This is a genomic window from Vibrio sp. 970 (assembly GCF_033339075.1).
In genome coordinates this window covers 40,622-57,625 of sequence record NZ_JAWOTW010000018.1, presented here as the reverse complement: position 1 = coordinate 57,625, position 17,004 = coordinate 40,622, and the positions used below count along the sequence as shown (strand labels likewise).

13 protein-coding genes are annotated in these 17,004 nt (G+C 44.1%); 5 read left to right on the top strand and 8 right to left on the bottom strand.

Annotation, left to right across the window (positions count from 1 at the left end):
- Positions 1-42 precede the first annotated feature (42 nt).
- The 3 genes from copI (at position 43) to R7Q11_RS20990 (ending at position 3,119) form a co-directional block, all read left to right on the top strand.
- The gene (gene copI / locus R7Q11_RS21000) at positions 43-609 is read left to right on the top strand and encodes a copper-resistant cuproprotein CopI (RefSeq protein ID WP_017821519.1); all 567 of its coding nucleotides are present in this window, start codon (positions 43-45) and stop codon (positions 607-609) included.
- A 326-nt stretch (positions 610-935) separates the two neighbouring features.
- Positions 936-1,787, top strand: coding sequence for a CARB family carbenicillin-hydrolyzing class A beta-lactamase (blaCARB, locus tag R7Q11_RS20995; RefSeq protein WP_225466694.1), 852 nt, complete (start codon positions 936-938; stop codon positions 1,785-1,787).
- A 282-nt stretch (positions 1,788-2,069) separates the two neighbouring features.
- Entirely contained in the window at positions 2,070-3,119 is a 1,050-nt protein-coding gene (locus tag R7Q11_RS20990; RefSeq protein WP_213970909.1) for a sensor domain-containing diguanylate cyclase, read from the top strand.
- A 112-nt stretch (positions 3,120-3,231) separates the two neighbouring features.
- On the opposite strand, the gene R7Q11_RS20985 is transcribed toward R7Q11_RS20990, so the two are convergent.
- A complete protein-coding gene (locus R7Q11_RS20985) occupies positions 3,232-3,384 on the bottom strand; it encodes a hypothetical protein (RefSeq protein ID WP_005375418.1) in 153 nt (50 codons plus the stop codon).
- Between the two features lie 246 nt (positions 3,385-3,630).
- Here R7Q11_RS20985 and speG point away from each other — a divergent pair, with 246 nt between their 5' ends.
- Positions 3,631-4,170, top strand: a complete 540-nt coding sequence (speG, locus tag R7Q11_RS20980; protein ID WP_005375417.1) for a spermidine N1-acetyltransferase — start codon at positions 3,631-3,633, stop codon at positions 4,168-4,170.
- A 47-nt stretch (positions 4,171-4,217) separates the two neighbouring features.
- Here speG and R7Q11_RS20975 read toward each other — a convergent pair whose 3' ends face one another.
- The 7 genes from R7Q11_RS20975 to R7Q11_RS20945 form a co-directional block, all read right to left on the bottom strand.
- Positions 4,218-5,015, bottom strand: a complete 798-nt coding sequence (locus R7Q11_RS20975; RefSeq protein ID WP_213970908.1) for a hypothetical protein — start codon at positions 5,013-5,015, stop codon at positions 4,218-4,220.
- Positions 5,016-5,190: 175 nt separating this feature from the next.
- On the bottom strand, positions 5,191-6,276 hold the full coding sequence (locus R7Q11_RS20970; protein WP_213879478.1) for an OmpP1/FadL family transporter: 1,086 nt from the start codon (positions 6,274-6,276) through the stop codon (positions 5,191-5,193).
- Between the two features lie 120 nt (positions 6,277-6,396).
- Positions 6,397-9,537, bottom strand: coding sequence for an efflux RND transporter permease subunit VmeQ (gene vmeQ / locus R7Q11_RS20965; RefSeq protein WP_225466693.1), 3,141 nt, complete (start codon positions 9,535-9,537; stop codon positions 6,397-6,399).
- A 10-nt stretch (positions 9,538-9,547) separates the two neighbouring features.
- Positions 9,548-10,690 (bottom strand): efflux RND transporter periplasmic adaptor subunit, encoded by a 1,143-nt coding sequence (gene vmeP, locus R7Q11_RS20960; RefSeq protein WP_213893308.1) that lies wholly within the window; start codon positions 10,688-10,690, stop codon positions 9,548-9,550.
- Positions 10,691-10,780: 90 nt separating this feature from the next.
- A complete protein-coding gene (locus tag R7Q11_RS20955; RefSeq protein ID WP_213873891.1) occupies positions 10,781-11,572 on the bottom strand; it encodes a hypothetical protein in 792 nt (263 codons plus the stop codon).
- Between the two features lie 529 nt (positions 11,573-12,101).
- Positions 12,102-14,261: a prolyl oligopeptidase family serine peptidase gene (locus tag R7Q11_RS20950; protein ID WP_225466692.1), complete on the bottom strand. Its 2,160-nt coding sequence runs from the start codon at positions 14,259-14,261 to the stop codon at positions 12,102-12,104.
- 206 nt (positions 14,262-14,467) lie between these two features.
- On the bottom strand, positions 14,468-16,039 hold the full coding sequence (locus R7Q11_RS20945; RefSeq protein ID WP_033906795.1) for an ATP-binding cassette domain-containing protein: 1,572 nt from the start codon (positions 16,037-16,039) through the stop codon (positions 14,468-14,470).
- Between the two features lie 445 nt (positions 16,040-16,484).
- On the opposite strand from R7Q11_RS20945, the gene R7Q11_RS20940 reads away from it, so the two are divergent.
- Entirely contained in the window at positions 16,485-16,910 is a 426-nt protein-coding gene (locus R7Q11_RS20940) for a universal stress protein (RefSeq protein ID WP_005375398.1), read from the top strand.
- Positions 16,911-17,004 lie beyond the last annotated feature (94 nt).

Here is a 17,004-nt window from a genome sequence, read left to right as displayed (position 1 = left end):
GAAGCAACCAAGTTATTAATGAATTAAAACAAGGATATGAAAATGAAAAAGACACTAATCACGCTTGCTCTAGCTCTAACAACAACGACTGCGTTTGCCCAAATGGATCATTCAAACATGGACCACGCAAACATGGATCATAGCAACATGAAGCATGAAAATATGGACCACGGCAGCATGAAGATGGACCACAGTAAAATGGACCATTCAAATATGATGGATATGCCGGGCATGTCGGCAGTAGGTATGCCAGCGAAAGGGGCAAAGCCAGACAAGGTGGTACACGTAATCTTGGGTGATGACATGACCATCAAGTTCAAGAAAGACGTCAAGATTGAGCCAAACGATGTGGTGCAGTTTGTAGTCATGAACACAGGTAAGATCAACCACGAGTTCACGATTGGTTCTGCCAAAGAGCAGTTAGAACATCGCGAAATGATGAAGACAATGAGCGGCGATCACATGCATGACTCAGGCAACGCAGTTACGGTAGAACCAGGTAAAGCGAAGCAATTACTGTGGCACTTCCACGGTGACAACAAGGTTGAGTTCGCGTGCAACATTCCGGGCCATGCAGAATCGGGCATGGTTAAAAAGATTGAACTGTAAGTAATTATCCAACTAGACAAAGGAGCTGATGATTCAGCTCCTTTTATTTCTCTGGATCAAACTATTCGTTAGCTCATGATAAGAAATTCTGAGCCAGTGTCTCACGCTAAGATATTTTTATGACCGAATCACCGACGTAATATATAAGCCAAACTACAGGCCTTGATAGCAACACTCTTCTCCCCATATTGAGACCGTTTAAGCGTATTGCAAAGAATCCTACATAAAATAGACATAGATTTAACAGTGTTTAGAGTATTGGCTCGTTATAGTTTACGTGACATCGCTACCGTGCGAACTAAAACTAAAATTGAAGAACACGATCCATGAAAAAGTTATTTTTGTTGGCTGGGCTAATGGTTTGCTCAACCCTAAGTTACGCGTCCCAACTGAATGAGGACATTTCTCTCCTCGAGCAACAAACCTCAAGCAGAATTGGGGTGTCAGTTTGGGATACCCAAGCAGACGAGCGTTGGGATTACCGTGGCGATGAACGCTTCCCACTCATGAGCACATTCAAAACCCTAGCTTGTGCCAAAATGCTAAGTGATATGGACAGCGGTAAGCTAAGTAAAAATGCGACCGCAAAAGTCGATGAGCGCAGTATCGTTGTATGGTCTCCAGTGATGGATAAGCTCGCAGGCCAAAACACACGCATAGAGCACGCGTGTGAAGCCGCTATGTTAATGAGTGATAATACCGCAGCCAACTTGGTATTAAATGAAATTGGCGGCCCTAAAGCCGTAACAATGTTTCTGCGAACAATTGGAGATAAAGCAACGCGCCTAGACAGAATAGAACCTCGCTTGAACGAAGCCACACCAGGCGACAGCCGCGATACAACCACACCTAACGCCATACTAAACACTCTGCGAACCTTGATCGAAGGCGAAACGTTGTCTTATGAGTCTCGTGTACAATTAAAAATCTGGATGCAAGACAACAAAGTTTCAGACTCGTTAATGCGTTCTGTATTACCAACAGGTTGGTCTATTGCAGACCGTTCTGGTGCGGGTGGTCATGGTTCGCGTGGCATTAACGCGATTATATGGAATGAAAATCATCGACCAGTTTACATTAGTATTTATGTCACAGAAACCGAGCTCTCACTTCAAGCTAGGGACCAGCTCGTTGCGCAGATAAGTCAGTTGATTTTACAAAAGTACAAAGACAATTAAGTCACCACTCACCTGACCCTATTTGTACCCTTTTCTAGCCCTTCTCTTCCAGAAGGGCTCATTCTGTACTTCCATCTTAAAAACACCACTTATTGAGTAATGACTTACTTATAAATAGGTATAAGATTTACTTATTTAGGGTGAGTTAACGCCCACATTAAGCAACCAAACGCACACAAACGGCGATAATTAAACCATACTCTTACCAAGAAGCACATTTTCTACAAAATAGCTTCACGTAATTTATTGTTGGTATTTGCAACATTGCCAAGGAGATGTCTATTGAGACTTGAAAGAACTTTTAACCCTGATGACTTATCGATGCAAAACATGGAAAGTCCGATATGTATGCCGATAGGGTTTGTTCACTTTTTAGCTCAATCGGAAACACTACAGCAAGTACTTGATACGGTGGCAGAATGGATAAATCGTATATTTAATTCTGACCGTGCGAGTATCACACTTTATGAAAACAATGATCATCTAAAGGTCTACTCTTTCTCTGGTAGTAAAGCTATTCCCGCTGAATTTTTAGTGCCCATTCATCAAGCGTTTGTTGGCCGAGTGTTCAAAAAGCAACAACTGATGATCTGCGATGATGTTACACAATCTGATGAGATTGATTGTGTGATGCTCGCATCCAATGGTATGGGTACGTGTATGGACGCGCCTTTAATGCACGGTAAAGTCTGCCTAGGAACGCTTAATGTTGCGCATCATCAAACGCACATTTACACAAACGAACAAGCGGCACAGCTTCAGTGCATCGCTAATTGGATTGCTTTAAACATTGCCCTTCATATACAGATAATGAAAATGGAGCACCTCGCCACGACGGATGATCTAACAGGTATTCCAAACCGCAGAGAGTTCATACGACAAATCGAAAGCCGCCTAAATGAATACCGAACCCAGGGCATTGACTTCCATGTTGCTATTTTAGATCTCGACAATTTTAAAAGCCTCAATGACCGATTTGGTCATGACGCAGGCGATAAATCACTGATCCATGCAGTTAATACTATTAAAAGTCATCTACTTGATTGTGACTTACTTGCCAGAGTTGGTGGTGAAGAGTTTGCCATCGTATTAAGAAGTCGCTCATCACAGCAAGCTCTAGACACATTAGAAACGATTCGTAATGCACTAGAAACGACGACCGTTCAACATTCAGGTTGTGATATGAGCTTCACCGCGAGTATTGGGGTAACTCAAGTCTGTCGTCTCGACGACTCATTTGAACCACTCGTTAAACGCGCCGACTTAGCACTTTACAAGGCAAAAGAAACCGGAAGAAATCGCGTTGAGTTTCATATTGGTGAAGAAAGGTAGAAAAAATAAAAAAAGGTAGCGACTCATTGTGCTACCTTTTATCGATTCTAACCCGCTTAAAATAACTAATACGAACTTTAAGCGAGTTAAAAATAAGAATGAGCAAATTTAATTATGCTTTCTTAAGATCTTTAGCTGGGTAAGTTAGTGTTTTTTCGCCTGCTTTTACATGTGTGTAAAAACCGCCACTGCTTAAACCTGTAACAACCATTTCGCCAAGATCGATACCTTTAGTCGCTACTACTACGTCACCGATTGAAAACATATTGAATACCTTGTTTGTTTAGATTAAGACACTAAGTCGTTGCGCGGTATTTAATACGATATTAGGCAAAGCACCTAATCGAGTTTTTTATCGTAAAGATTAATTTATATTTGTCGTGAACTCTAAGTTTCCACATTGAAAATCACAGGATATTTTCCAAAAAAAGATGCGCTATTCTTGTGAAATACGGTAATATTTTCTAGCATCAAGTGCGGAGGTATTCTCCGCCCTCATTGGAGAAAAATGATGAAGAAAGGCCTAAAAATGCGTGCATTAGAGCGTTCTGATTTGCGCTTTATTCATGAACTGAATAACAACCGAAATATCATGGCCTACTGGTTCGAAGAACCTTACGAGTCTTATGACGAGCTCGAAGAACTTTATCGAAAACATATACATGATGACGCTGAAAGGCGTTTTGTCGTCGAAGATGAAGACGGCATCGTAATTGGCTTAGTTGAGCTGATCGAGATTAACTACATTCACCGCAGCGCGGAATTTCAGATAATCATCGCCCCAGAGCATCAAGGCCGAGGTTATGCGACAGAGATGATTAATCGTGCGTTAGATTACTCATTCTCAATTCTTAATCTACGTAAAATCTACTTATTAGTCGCAGTGGATAACGAAGTCGCTATTCACTTATACAAAAAATGCGGCTTTATCGAAGAAGGTCACCTTGTAGAAGAATACTTTATTAACGGCGCTTACAGCGATGTTAAGCGCATGTATATATTAAAACACCAATACCAGAAAAAGATCGAAGAAAACAACTCAATTCACTAGTTCATTCTATCAAAGTAAAAACGCAGCTATTTGAGCTGCGTTTTTATTTATTCGAATTGATATTGATATGATAATACGATGCGCTTGTCTGCTTCATCCAAATAGGTGTTGTTGTCCATGACAAACGTCATTACGTTAAACGAGTGGCGTTTGCTCACGAGGTAACCAAGGCCGATACCACCAAAGAAGCCTTTGTAGTTCTCTCCTTCACTGTTTTCTGAGCCGTAAGTGCCTGCTGCGAAGCTGATTAACGTCAGTTCTTTGGTAAACGATTTCAGCGCAAATGCACCAACGTAACCGCTGCTGCCTGAAGAGCTCATCATATTGAAGCCATTCTCTGCACTTGGAGTGCCCGTAAAGTTAGGCTCGCTACAGTGGCTACTTTCTGCACCGTCACAAACAGGAACATCACCAGTGTTGTACGTATAGCCTGCCATTGGGAAAATTTGGAAGCCTGCTGGCTCAATCCCGAAATAGCTTAGCGGCATAAAGGTACCAACGCTGTAGTTGGTTTGATCCGCGCCGTTTACGTATTCATTTTTACCGAAGTTGAAGTTCACGATACCGACCGGAAACAACCACGAGCCACCAATACGCCACTCGCTCGCATCATCATTGATACGCAGGTTAATTTTGCGCGCTTGGTCAAGCGCAAGTGAGCCCGAGAATGAGATGTTTTGATCATCAAAATCGTAGTTGTTTGCGTAAGACGCGCCAAATTTCGTGATGACTTTTGTTGGGTCATCCGCCAACTTGTTTTTATTGTCTTTTACTCGATGCTCGGCACCATGAGCCAGCGTACTAACCAACAAAGTTATACACACTAACGCTAGTTTATTTTTCATTTTTTAGTCCTTTGAGATGTTGAATACCCGCACTTAGCTGCGCAGATATTTTTTGAATCATCACTCACTGGATGTGACAAAAGCGCCCTAACTACCTTAGATGGCGTGACAGCATCCAGTGCAGGTAGTTAGGGTAGAATGGCCTGTAAGGAAGGCGTTTAGCGATTAGGAATGATTAGTTTTTCCAGTTGTAGCTCATGCTCATGAAGTACAGTGCAGGCTCATCAAAGCCCGCTTGGAAGCGTGGCGTTTCTGACGATTCCATCAAGATCGCTTCAAACGCGAAACCAATTGAGTTTTCTGAATCCAATTTGTAATCAATGCCTGTACCAATGCGGTACGCCTTGCCAGTAGGAACGGTAATGTCACCGTTTGATTGGCTTTCATACATGCTGGTATCGAATGCAAAACCTGCATTCCACATCATTTTTTCATTCAGTTTGTACTGAGTACCCAATGCGATTTGGTAAGTGTCTTGTGTCTCTACGCCCAGCGTGGTTGTGTATTCGCTCCAGTCTTGCCAGTTCACGTTCCACATCACCGCTAGGTCATCATTCACTTCATGGTAAGCACTGAAGATCAGTTGTTGTGGAGCAATGGAGTTACTCTTGTCGAATTCAAATTCGGTTTCAGAAGAGTAAGACAGGCCAAGACGAGTGCCTGGTGTTGCCTCATAAAGCACACCTACTCGACCGTTGACCTGAGTATCTTGGTCTTCGTCATTGAAGTTCAGGGCTCCCTTCGTTTCCACTTCATACATACCGTACTGAATGCCAAGCGCCGCACCCACAGACCAGTGATCATTGATGCGGTAAGAAGCGGAAGGTTGAATGGTCAACGCTTGTGTCGTTGCTGTAGGAATATCTAAATGATTATTCAAAAGACCTTCGTACTCGAGGCCAAGGCCGTAGTTGCCATACAGACCAATACCCAGCGTCCATTTGTCGTTCACTTGTTGGCTGTAAAATGCCGACGCCATAGGAACAAAACCAATCACGTTGCCCGCATCGCTAGTCATCGTGTCTAGTTGCGCGTCACCGTAAAGGCCAATCAGGTTACCAGAGAAAGATTTACCAGAAACATTCGCCAGACCAGCCGGGTTTGCTGCCATTACTGAGGCATCTTGCGCACGAGCCGCCATACCAGCGGATGCCAAACCAATATCCGATGCTGTAGTTTCATAAAGGTATAACCCACCCGCTTGCGCAGCAGCACACGTCAGTAGAGAGCTCGCTACGACGATTTTTGAAAGATTTTTCATGCTAAAACCTATTATTGTTAGGGGAACCCACGCTGCGACGGTGGTTGTATATCAATGAAAGGCATTGGCCAATCGCACACAGCGTGGGGGTGTTGTGGAGTCAGTCAGTTGAAATCAGCGTTATTGCTCGCTCACCTCAAGTTCAGTGGGTTTCTTTCGCTTAAACTTCTCGCGCAGAGATTGCATCATCACGAAGAACACTGGCGTCAGTAACGTGCCTACAAACGTAGAGAGAATCATGCCGCCGAATACTGCAAAGCCCAGTGAGTGACGAGATGCCGCACCGGCACCCGATGCAATCACCAACGGGAATACCCCCCAGATGAAGGCAAATGCGGTCATCTGTACTGCACGGAAACGGATTCGAGCAGCTTCTTTGGCAGCATCAATGATGGATAAGCCCTTTTCTTCTCGCAGAACTTTGGCAAATTCCACGATAAGAATCGCCACTTTGGCGGACATACCGATCAAGATGACCACACCAATCTGCACGTACAAGTCGAACGGTTGTCCCACCAGCAGTAGCGTGCCCATTGCGCCGAGAATCGCGACTGGAACCGCCATCATTACCGCTGCAGGAATGGTCCAACTTTCGTACTGAGCCACCAAGAACAAGTATGTGAACAGCAAAGACAATGCGAACGCGATCGGCGCCATGTTGCCTGCTTTCATCTCTTGGTAAGTCATGCCTGACCACTCGTATGAGTAACCACTTGGCAAAGATTCCGCAGCCAGTTTTTCAATGGCTTTTACAACATCACCCGAGCTGTAACCTGGCGCTGGCGCACCGTTCACGGTTGCAGAACTGAACATGTTGTAGTTCGACAAGGTATCTGGGCCGAAGATCGGCTTCACTTTCACTAGCGTTGCCAGTGACACCATTTTTCCAGAGCTTGAGCGAACAAACAGATGGTTGATGTCGTCGATATTGTCACGGTATTGCTCTTCTGCTTGCACTTTCACTTGGTACGAACGACCAAACAAGTTGAAGTCAGAAATGTAGGCGCCGCCCAACTGTGCTTGCAGTGTGCTGAAGATTTCATTCAACGGTACGCCCATCGAAATCGCTTTATCGCGATCAATATCGATGTAACGTTGCGGAATATTCGCACGGAAAATCGAGAACGCACGTGCCACTTCAGGCAGTTGGTTGATTTGGGCAACAAAATCAGCGGTTGTTTTTGCCAACTCTTGTGGAGAACGGCCCAAGTTGTCCTGCAGCACAAGGTTGAAACCATCCACCGCACCCATACCTTTGATTGCCGGTGTCGCGAAAACGAACGAAGCGGCATCTGGCGTTGAGTTCAGCATTTGGTTAACTTTATTCATCAATGCGCGTTGGTGTAGCTCAGGGTCTTTACGTTTGCTCCAGTTATCCAGTTTGATGATCAACATGCCCGAGTTTGGAATCGACGCCATGTTAATTACCGAGAAGCCCGCAACCGAAACCACGTTCTCCACACCTTCCATCTGTTTTAGCTCATCAACGTACTGCTTCATTAATGGTGCAGTACGCTGCAATGCTGCTGCGTCTGGCAAACGCATTTCGACCATGAACACGCCTTTATCTTCGTTCGGTACGAAAGAGGAAGGTACGGTCATGAACGCAAATGCCAGCACCGCAATAAGCGCGCCATAAACACCGATACTCAGCACAATGCGACGGCTCGAGAAGCCAACTAAACCTTGGTATTTGCGCGTTATTGCCTCAAAACCTCGGTTAAACGCACGCAAAGGCGCAATAGGCTGCGAGTGAGTTGATTTCAACATCAACGCACAAAGCGCTGGCGTTAACGTTAATGCGTTGATCGCAGAGATCAGCACCGACACACAGATGGTGACTGCGAACTGGTTGAACATTCGACCGGAAATACCCGGCAATAGCGCAACCGGTACGAATACCGCCAACAAAATAAGCGTTGTTGCCAATACTGGCCCCGTCACTTCTTTCATAGCTTGGATCGTGGCCGGAATCGGGTCTAAATGCTCTTCATGGATAACCCGCTCCACGTTCTCTACCACGATGATCGCATCGTCCACCACGATACCGATGGCGAGGATCAAGCCAAACAACGAGATCGTGTTAATGGTCATGCCCATCACGCCCATGATTGCGAACGTCGCAATGATGGAAACCGGAATCGCTAAGGTTGGAATGATAGTCGCTCGCCAGTTCTGCAAGAAAACATACACAACGAAGGTGACAAGAAGTACCGCAATCACCAATGTCTCGTACACTTCATCAATCGATGTCTCTACGTATTCGGTAGAGTCATAAGCGATGTCGTAAACCAAATCATCTGGGAACGATTTCTCGTACTCTTTCATTGCCTCTTTCACGCGTTCCATCACGTCTAGCGCGTTCGCTGTCGGCAACTGGTACAATGCCAGAACGGCGGCTGGTTCGTTATTCATACGACCATCAGCTTCGTAACCTTGTGCGCCAACTTCCACACGAGCCACATCTTTCAAGCGAATCAAAGAACCTTTCTTGCTCGCACGAATGATGATGTTCTCGAACTCTTCCGCAGAAGTGAGTCGACCTTTGGTTTGCAAAACATATTGATATTGCTGATCACCTGGAGCTGGCATACCACCGATCTTACCCGCCGCCACTTGGATGTTTTGCGTTTTAATTGCGCCAATAACATCGCTAGCAGAAAGCTTCAAGGTAGCCAGTTTATTTGGGTTTAACCAAATACGCATTGAGTAGTCTTTCTTACCCAGCAGCGTAATGTCACTCATACCTTCGATACGTTTTAGACGCTCGACAATATTGAGATCCGCGTAGTTAGAAAGGTAGATACTGTCGTGAGACTGTTTCGGAGAACGCAGTGTGATAACGCCCAGCATGTCGGAAGATTTCTTCTTAACCGTCACACCGATTTGGTTTACTTCTTGTGGTAGAGACGACGTCGCCTGTGCCACCAAGTTGTTCACACGAACCTGCGCCATATCGCCATCTGCGCCCACTCGGAAGTAAATACGCAATGTGTATGAGCCATCGTTACCAATCACAGAAGACATGTAAATCATGTCTTCAACGCCGTTGACTTTGGCTTCTATCGGTTGTGCTACGGTCTTTTTAACCACGTCCGCGTTTGCACCCGGATACATGGTGCTCACCGTAATTACCGTTGGAGAGATTTGAGGATACTCAGAAATTGGCAAGACTTTCAGGGCGATCATACCCATCAATGTCATCGCCAGTGAGATCACCAAAGCAAACTTCGGCCGGTGAATGAAAAATTTACTTAACATCAGTACTCACTCAGCCTTGTTCACTCTGTAGTTCAACGTCTTTCACCGTTGCACCCGGACGCACTTTTTGTAGACCATTGACGATGACTTTTTCGTTAGCCGCCAAGCCAGTCAGCACAGCACGTTTCACACCGTAGGTCTGACCGAGTTCAACGTTACGACGTGACACCACGTGATCATCACCAACCACCATGACGTAGTCACCCGCTTGGTCTTGCTGAACAGCCGCCGATGGGATAAGCAAACCATCAATGGTTTTGTTGCGCAGCTTGATGGTCAAGTTGCCATATTCACCCGGCATAAGCGCGTAAGTTGGATTATCGAATTGTGCTTCTGCTCGAATTGAGCCTGTTTCTAAATCGATCTTATTGCCAACGGCGTAGATCTTGCCATCAAGCGGATACAATGAACCGTCTGAAAGGGTCAGTGTTAAATCAACATCCAGTTTGTCATCGTTACGATGAGCCACATCAATCGCACTTCTTACGCGGCGGTAGAGCTTCTCATCCACATCAAAGCCAAAGCGAATTGGGTCTACTTGAGTGATCGAAACAAGAGGAACGAGTTGAATTTTCGAAATACGGTCACCTACTCGGAAGTTGCTGAAACCCACACGACCAGAGAAAGGAGCACGCACAGAGCTAAATTCAAGATCGAGCCTTGCTGAAACCAGCGTCGCTTTCGCCTCTTCTACCGAAGCAATCGCTGCGGCGTGCGCAGCAATGGCGTCATCGTATCGCTGCTCACTGATGCTTTTATCTTTGATGAGTTTCTTCACACGTTCTGCATCACGCGTAGTTTGAACGAGTTGTGCTTTTGCTTTTTGCAACGACGCTTTTGCATACGCCAGTGCCGCTTTGTAAGGACGGTCGTCGATTTCAAACAGCAATTGGCCTTTTTCGACCATATCGCCATCTTTAAAATGAATCGCGGTTAATTCGCCACCGACTCGCGGCATAATATCAACGTCATTTACCGCTTCAGTTCGACCGATAAAATTATGATAAGGAGTGATTTTTGTTTCGGTTAGGGTAACGGTTTCAACAGAGGGTGCTTGGGCTGTTTTCGTTGCGATATCGCCAGTTTTGCATCCTGATAGTAATGCAGAAGATATAGCAATAGATACCAACGCAAATTTATATTTGGCTTTCATGATAAACCTACTTTATGTAGAAAGTGCTTTGGCCTAAATATTTAAATATATGGATAAACACACTTTCTATTCTGGAAATAAACGAGGGAGTTAGAATTGGTAGTTAAATTCGATGCGGTGATCACCATCACCGAAATTAACGTGATCATTCCAGTTTGCAAAGTAACGAATATTTGCGCGAGGATTAATTTGATAAGACAACGCAAACTCATGAGCCAAGATATTATCTTCACCCGCATAATAAGTATCTTTATATTGACTAGACCCTGACAACGTATGCATATACATTGGGTTGTAGTTAATCCAGATTTTATCGGTTAATTCAATTTTTGAGTACATACCCACAACAGTGAAAGTACCTGGAATTTCATAACCTTTGTCATCACCACTAAAATCATTAGCAATAGTGACACCCGCACCAGCTAAAGGAAATAGCTGCAACATACCAAACTTAGGTAGACCTTGAATAAAGCTATAAGATGCATCTAATTTATCGTTATCAACGTCGTAGTTTACATCTAATTGACGGCCTAGACCTTTTGCGACTTCTACTTGGAAATTACGTAGTCGGAAAGAGTCAATGCTGTCATCAACGTTGCCATATATTGGATCGTCATTGTCGCGAATGCCAAATAGCTCACCACCAATGCCTTTCATTTCAATGATGTTCATCGCCATGGTACCAGGCTGGCTAGATTGGTAAGTTTGACCGATTTTGATGTTCGCGCCTTTATCAGTAATACCAAAGCCAGCTTGGGTGTATACCGCAAGTGGGTCAGACATATCTTGTAGTTCTTCGTTATTGTTTGTCTGCGCATAGGCAGAAGACGCGAGTTGTAGGGCTGCAACCATAATGGCAACAGACGGTTTCACTAAATTCATAAAACTGTATCCATTTTAATGATTATAAAATTATTCACGTCATGAGGTCATCATAAATAGCAAGCAACACAACTCGCTTTGGATAACATAAATTATCAAAGCAAATTCAATAATGACGAAACATTCGACGCTTTAATTAAAATAAAATAAAGCATCGTAAAAGTTCAATCACCGCTACTTATATCTTATATAACTTGAAATTTGGTAATACTAACGAAGAAGGAAATATTAAAACTTATTAAAATTCAATTATCATTAGAACAAATGATTAATTAATCTTACCATATAAATAGAGAGTGCAATGGATTTATGTGATCACGTTCAATGTTTCATTTCGATCGTACAACACTCTTCATATTAATTAGAAAATTATAATAATTTAAAAAAACCTTAGTTTGATTAGCCCCGCATCAGATTAGAATAGTAGCCCTATAATAAATAAAAAGGGAATCACTCTCTGTGATTCCCTTTTATTATCGAGCGATAAAGCGCCGATGCATTTCGATAACTAAAACGCAAACAATTCGCACTATTGCAGTTTCTCTATTCCCATATTGAACAGTGCAAAACTATAAATATCTGCATTTGTCTCAATTATTTTACGCGTTGGTGTGCCTGCACCATGTCCTGCATTGGTTTCGATGCGAATTAAGGTCGGATTTGAACCCGCTTGCTTCGATTGCAACTCAGCAGCAAATTTGTATGAGTGAGCAGGAACAACACGGTCATCATGATCACCGGTTGTAATCAATGTTGCTGGGTATTCCACCCCCGCCTTTACATTGTGCACTGGCGAATAATCTTTCAGATATTGGAACATCTCTTTACTTTGCTCTGCCGTGCCGTAGTCATACGCCCAACCAGCACCTGCGGTAAAAGTATGGTAACGCAGCATATCCAGTACGCCGACTGCTGGCAGCGCCACTTTAAACAGCTCTGGACGTTGCGTCATAACGGCCCCCACTAACAAGCCACCATTCGATCCACCGTTAATGGCTAACTTGTTTGATGACGTTCCCTTTTCATCAATTAGGAATTCAGCCGCAGCAATAAAGTCATCAAACACATTTTGCTTTTGCATTTGAATGCCAGCGTTGTGCCATTCTTTGCCATATTCCCCACCACCACGAATGTTCGCTACCGCGTAAACACCACCAAGCTCTAACCAAGCCGCACGTGTCGGGCTAAAAGATGGCGTGAGGCTAATGTTGAAACCGCCATAACCATATAGGATTGTTGGTGCACTGCCGTCCATCGGTGTCCCTTTTTTATAGGTGATGATCATCGGCACTTTTGTTCCGTCTTTTGAGGTGTAAAACACCTGGCGAGATTCATATAAAGCTGGATCAAATGGCGCTTTAGATTTGTAGTACACCTCGCTATCACCATCTTTGATGTTCAGACGATAGGTAGTGCTTGGCATCTTGTAGTTGGTGAAAGAGTAGTAGACTTCGGTTTCTTCTTTTTTCCCCGAGAAACCGTATGCGCTGCCAATATCAGGCAATTTGATTTCTCGGATGAGTTTGCCGTTCATGTCGTATTGCTTCACCATCGAGATCGCATCAACAATATAGCTCGCAAACAAATTGCCACCCGCGGTAGAAACACGTAACACGTTCTTTGTTTCAGGAATCACATCTTTCCAGTTTTTGGGCTGCGGCTGACTTGCATCCACCGTCACGACGCGTTTGTTCGGCGCATTAAGGTTCGTAACCAAGTACAGTTTCGTGCCTTGGTTGTCTATCACCCAAGTATCAGAACTGGTGTTATCTAAAATGGTTTTGAGCGAGCTATTTGGCTTACTCAGGTCTTTGAAGAACAGTTTGTTGCCCGACGTCGATACGCTGGCTGAGATAAACAAGTAGCGTTCATCTTCCGACGTGTAACCCCCAACGTAGCGATACTTTTCGTCCTTTACACCACCGAAAATTAATTGGTCTTCACTTTGTTTCGTCCCTAGTTTATGAAAGTAGAGCTTGTGTTGGTCTGTCTTCGCGGAAAGTTCACTCCCTTTTGGCTTGTCATAACTTGAGTAATAGAAACCTTGATTGCCGAGCCAACTGATGCCGCTGAACTTAATATCCACCAGCGTTTCGCCGACGGGCTTTTTGGTTTCTGTGTCTAACACAATGACTTTGCGCCAATCGCTACCGCCTTCCGAAATGCTGTATGCAACCAAAGAACCATCACGTGAAAAGCTCACTCCCGCTAACGATGTGGTGCCATCTTCACTAAAAGTATTTGGATCGAGGAAAATTTCTGCTTCGCCATCACCTAACTGCCGATAAAGCACATCTTGGTTTTGTAGCCCGTCATTTTTGTAGAAATAAGTGAACTTACCCTCTTTGAACGGTTGGCTTTGCTTTTCGTAGTCCATGAGCTTAGTGATGCGCTCTTCAATCTGCTCGCGGTAAGGGATTTTCGACAGATAATCAAACGTCACTGCATTTTGTGCCTTAACCCATTCTGCGGTTTCTGGGCTGAGATCGTCTTCCAACCAGCGATAAGGATCACTCACTTTTGTACCAAAGTAGTCATCGACAACATCCACTTTTTGTGTGGTTGGATACGTGATGGTTTTCAGGGTTACCTGTTCAACCGACGATTGCGCCGCTTCATTTGCATACGCCACAGACAACACACTTCCGAGTGCGAGAGCCGTTGTGAGTGCTAGGGTGTTCTTTTTCATGAAATTCCTTTTTATTTTTCTGTTGTCTTTTTGTGCAATACATCAGAACTCTACTATATATCGACAAAATGAATCTAATTTCATTAAACGAGTTGTGAAAGCCATCCTAACTCCCTCATTTACTTACAGTTCTACAAACTAGTAAGTGGAAGTGTAGAACTTGGGAACAATACTGAAGAGCTACGATGACGTTTACTCTCTTTCGTCTAAGTCAGCTCGATTTGGCGCAAAACCCCAGACTCAGAAGCGAAATCTTGGTCGTGACTAATCAGAACAAATCCACCTTTGTATACATTTAACGCCTGACTAAGCATTATTTTTGACTCGAGGTCGAGATGGTTATCTGGTTCATCAAGCAGCAGCAAAGGCTGAGAATTTTGGTGGCTGACTATCAGCATCGCGAGCTTCATCTTCTCGCCACCGCTCAGTAGGCGCCCCAATCGAAACACTGCATCTCGACGAAAACCGATCCCGGCCAATAAGGTCCTCGCTTCACTTTCCGTCATCTCTTGGCAGCTCTCCATTACGTTCTCAAGTAACGAAAGATTTGGATTCACTGCACCAAAATGTTGGTCGAGATAATACAAAGGCGTATTCACTTGCAACTCACCACTCTGCAACGATAACTCGCCAAGCAACGTCTTTAACAAGGTTGATTTTCCGCAGCCATTTCTCCCTTTGAGATGGACTTTGTCGTTCGCAAAAATCTGCAACGTGATAGGCGTAGAATTCCCAAAAGGTAATATACCTTCTTGTATCGACAACACTTTTCGCGAACGGTTCGGATTATCTGTAAGATAAAGCTTTTGCGCCTTGAGTTGCTCATGTCGCGATTGCAACGCCTGTTCTTTGGCTTGTAAATGCGCTTGTCTGAGTTGCTCATTCTTATTGCGATTTGAAGCGCTGGCGGTCGCGCTATCCTTTTTTCCATCAAGCAAAATTTTGGGCTGACTGCCGTCTTTGCGCAGTTTGTTCCCTTGCGCGGCGCGTTGGTCTGCTTTTTCGCGATTTTTCTGGGCTTGCTCGGCTAACCGTTTTTTCTGTTTATCGACTTGCGCTAACTGCCTCTCGACCGCTTGCAGTTCAGTGCGTTTTTTCTCGGCGTACACATCGTAATTTCCACCAAAAGCCTGTAAACCTAGGCCCGAGAGTTCCCAAATTTCCTCCATCTCTCGCAACAGCTCACGATCGTGACTGATGAGTAAAATCGCGCCGCTGAAATGCGTCATAGACTCTATCAACCATTGTTTCGCCTCGGTATCGAGGTGATTGGATGGTTCGTCGAGAATCAAAAGATCCGTTTCGTTTTCAAATAACTGCCATAACTGCAAACGCGCCAACTGACCACCACTGAGCCGAGCACAAGAGAAATCAGGGTCTTGCGGCAAGCCCATCGCAGCAAGCTGCTGTTTGAGTTTCAGTTCAATATCCCACTGTTCGCCAACCAGTTCGAACCAATGCTCAGAAACATCACCTTGTTCAATCTGCTTCAAAGCATGTAAGGCCGAGTCTGTTCCCAGAAATTGGGCGATCGATTGCTGACCTGAAAGCAGATCAGACGGCTGCTGGCGATACATCATGAAAGAAGAGGGAGCAGTCACAACACCGCTGGCAGGCTGAATTTCTCCCGCTAAAATGGAAGCCAAAAGCGACTTGCCGATGCCATTGCGCCCAACCAAACCAACACGTCGTTTAGTCATGGAACAAGAAATAGACTGGAATAGCGTATCGCCATTATCAAACTGATGGCTAACATTAAAAGCTTGTAAAACCGGCATAATTTGCCTCCTGTATGACAGGGACAACAGCCGTAGCTATGATTTGAAATTGCAACAAAACGCGTGCACAAACGCATTAAGCTCTATGTAAAGTTCGACGATATACGTCAAATCAAAAAGTCGTCTTGTTGCAAAGAAATATCGGAAAGTGAGCTACGCCTACTAACCCTGCAGATCCAAAAAATAAGTAAAAATATGGATGACAGGTTTAGTTCTTCATGTTGGCGTAATCTCCTAGAGAAATGATGCGCAGAGTGTAGCCGCTTTTTTGTTCAAAAAGCAAGCTTTCTAACCAAATGTGAACAAAAAGAAAGTTTCACAGTAAGTTGTTATATCACATTAACTTTTTAACAAGTCTTTGAACAATTTCGAGATCTTAGCAACACAATTTTTATCCAAGCCATACTATGCTTAGAGTAAAGATAATCCACATAAGGGCGTGGTTATGAAATACAAACATATCCTTGTTGCACTCGAACTGTCAGATGAAAGCACCGTGCTTATCGACAGAGCGGTATCAATGGCAAACTATCTCGACTCCGATATATCCTTTATTCATATTGATGGTACGCACGGAGAAATCTATCGTGAGCTTGTAGACATTAAAGAAAACCCGGATCAAAGGCCGTTGAATGAGCATTCAATGGAATGTTTAAAAACATTTAGTGATTACATGGATTACCCACTTAAACATTTCTTCGTAGGTACTGGCGACTTGGCTGATAAATTAGAGGTCACCATTAAAGAGCAAGAAGTGGATCTTCTGATTTGTGGTCACCACCAAGATTTCTGGAGCAAGATTATTTCTTACTCCAGACACTTAATTAACAAATCACCGGTGGATATTCTAGTCGTCCCTATTCATGATTAGTAAAACGTAACGCTTCCCAAAACCACCAATTTATTTGGTGGTTTTTTATTGATATTGAAACAGCTTAAACAGTTTTCCAAACTAGCTTGGCGAT

Coding starts and splice junctions, on each gene's coding strand:
- copI (WP_017821519.1), top strand. CDS start 43: ATGAAAAAGACACTAATCACGCTTGCTCTAGCTCTAACAACAACGACT.
- blaCARB (WP_225466694.1), top strand. CDS start 936: ATGAAAAAGTTATTTTTGTTGGCTGGGCTAATGGTTTGCTCAACCCTA.
- R7Q11_RS20985 (WP_005375418.1), bottom strand. CDS start 3,384: ATGTTTTCAATCGGTGACGTAGTAGTAGCGACTAAAGGTATCGATCTT.
- speG (WP_005375417.1), top strand. CDS start 3,631: ATGAAGAAAGGCCTAAAAATGCGTGCATTAGAGCGTTCTGATTTGCGC.
- R7Q11_RS20975 (WP_213970908.1), bottom strand. CDS start 5,015: ATGAAAAATAAACTAGCGTTAGTGTGTATAACTTTGTTGGTTAGTACG.
- R7Q11_RS20970 (WP_213879478.1), bottom strand. CDS start 6,276: ATGAAAAATCTTTCAAAAATCGTCGTAGCGAGCTCTCTACTGACGTGT.
- vmeQ (WP_225466693.1), bottom strand. CDS start 9,537: ATGTTAAGTAAATTTTTCATTCACCGGCCGAAGTTTGCTTTGGTGATC.
- vmeP (WP_213893308.1), bottom strand. CDS start 10,690: ATGAAAGCCAAATATAAATTTGCGTTGGTATCTATTGCTATATCTTCT.
- R7Q11_RS20955 (WP_213873891.1), bottom strand. CDS start 11,572: ATGAATTTAGTGAAACCGTCTGTTGCCATTATGGTTGCAGCCCTACAA.
- R7Q11_RS20950 (WP_225466692.1), bottom strand. CDS start 14,261: ATGAAAAAGAACACCCTAGCACTCACAACGGCTCTCGCACTCGGAAGT.
- R7Q11_RS20945 (WP_033906795.1), bottom strand. CDS start 16,039: ATGCCGGTTTTACAAGCTTTTAATGTTAGCCATCAGTTTGATAATGGC.
- R7Q11_RS20940 (WP_005375398.1), top strand. CDS start 16,485: ATGAAATACAAACATATCCTTGTTGCACTCGAACTGTCAGATGAAAGC.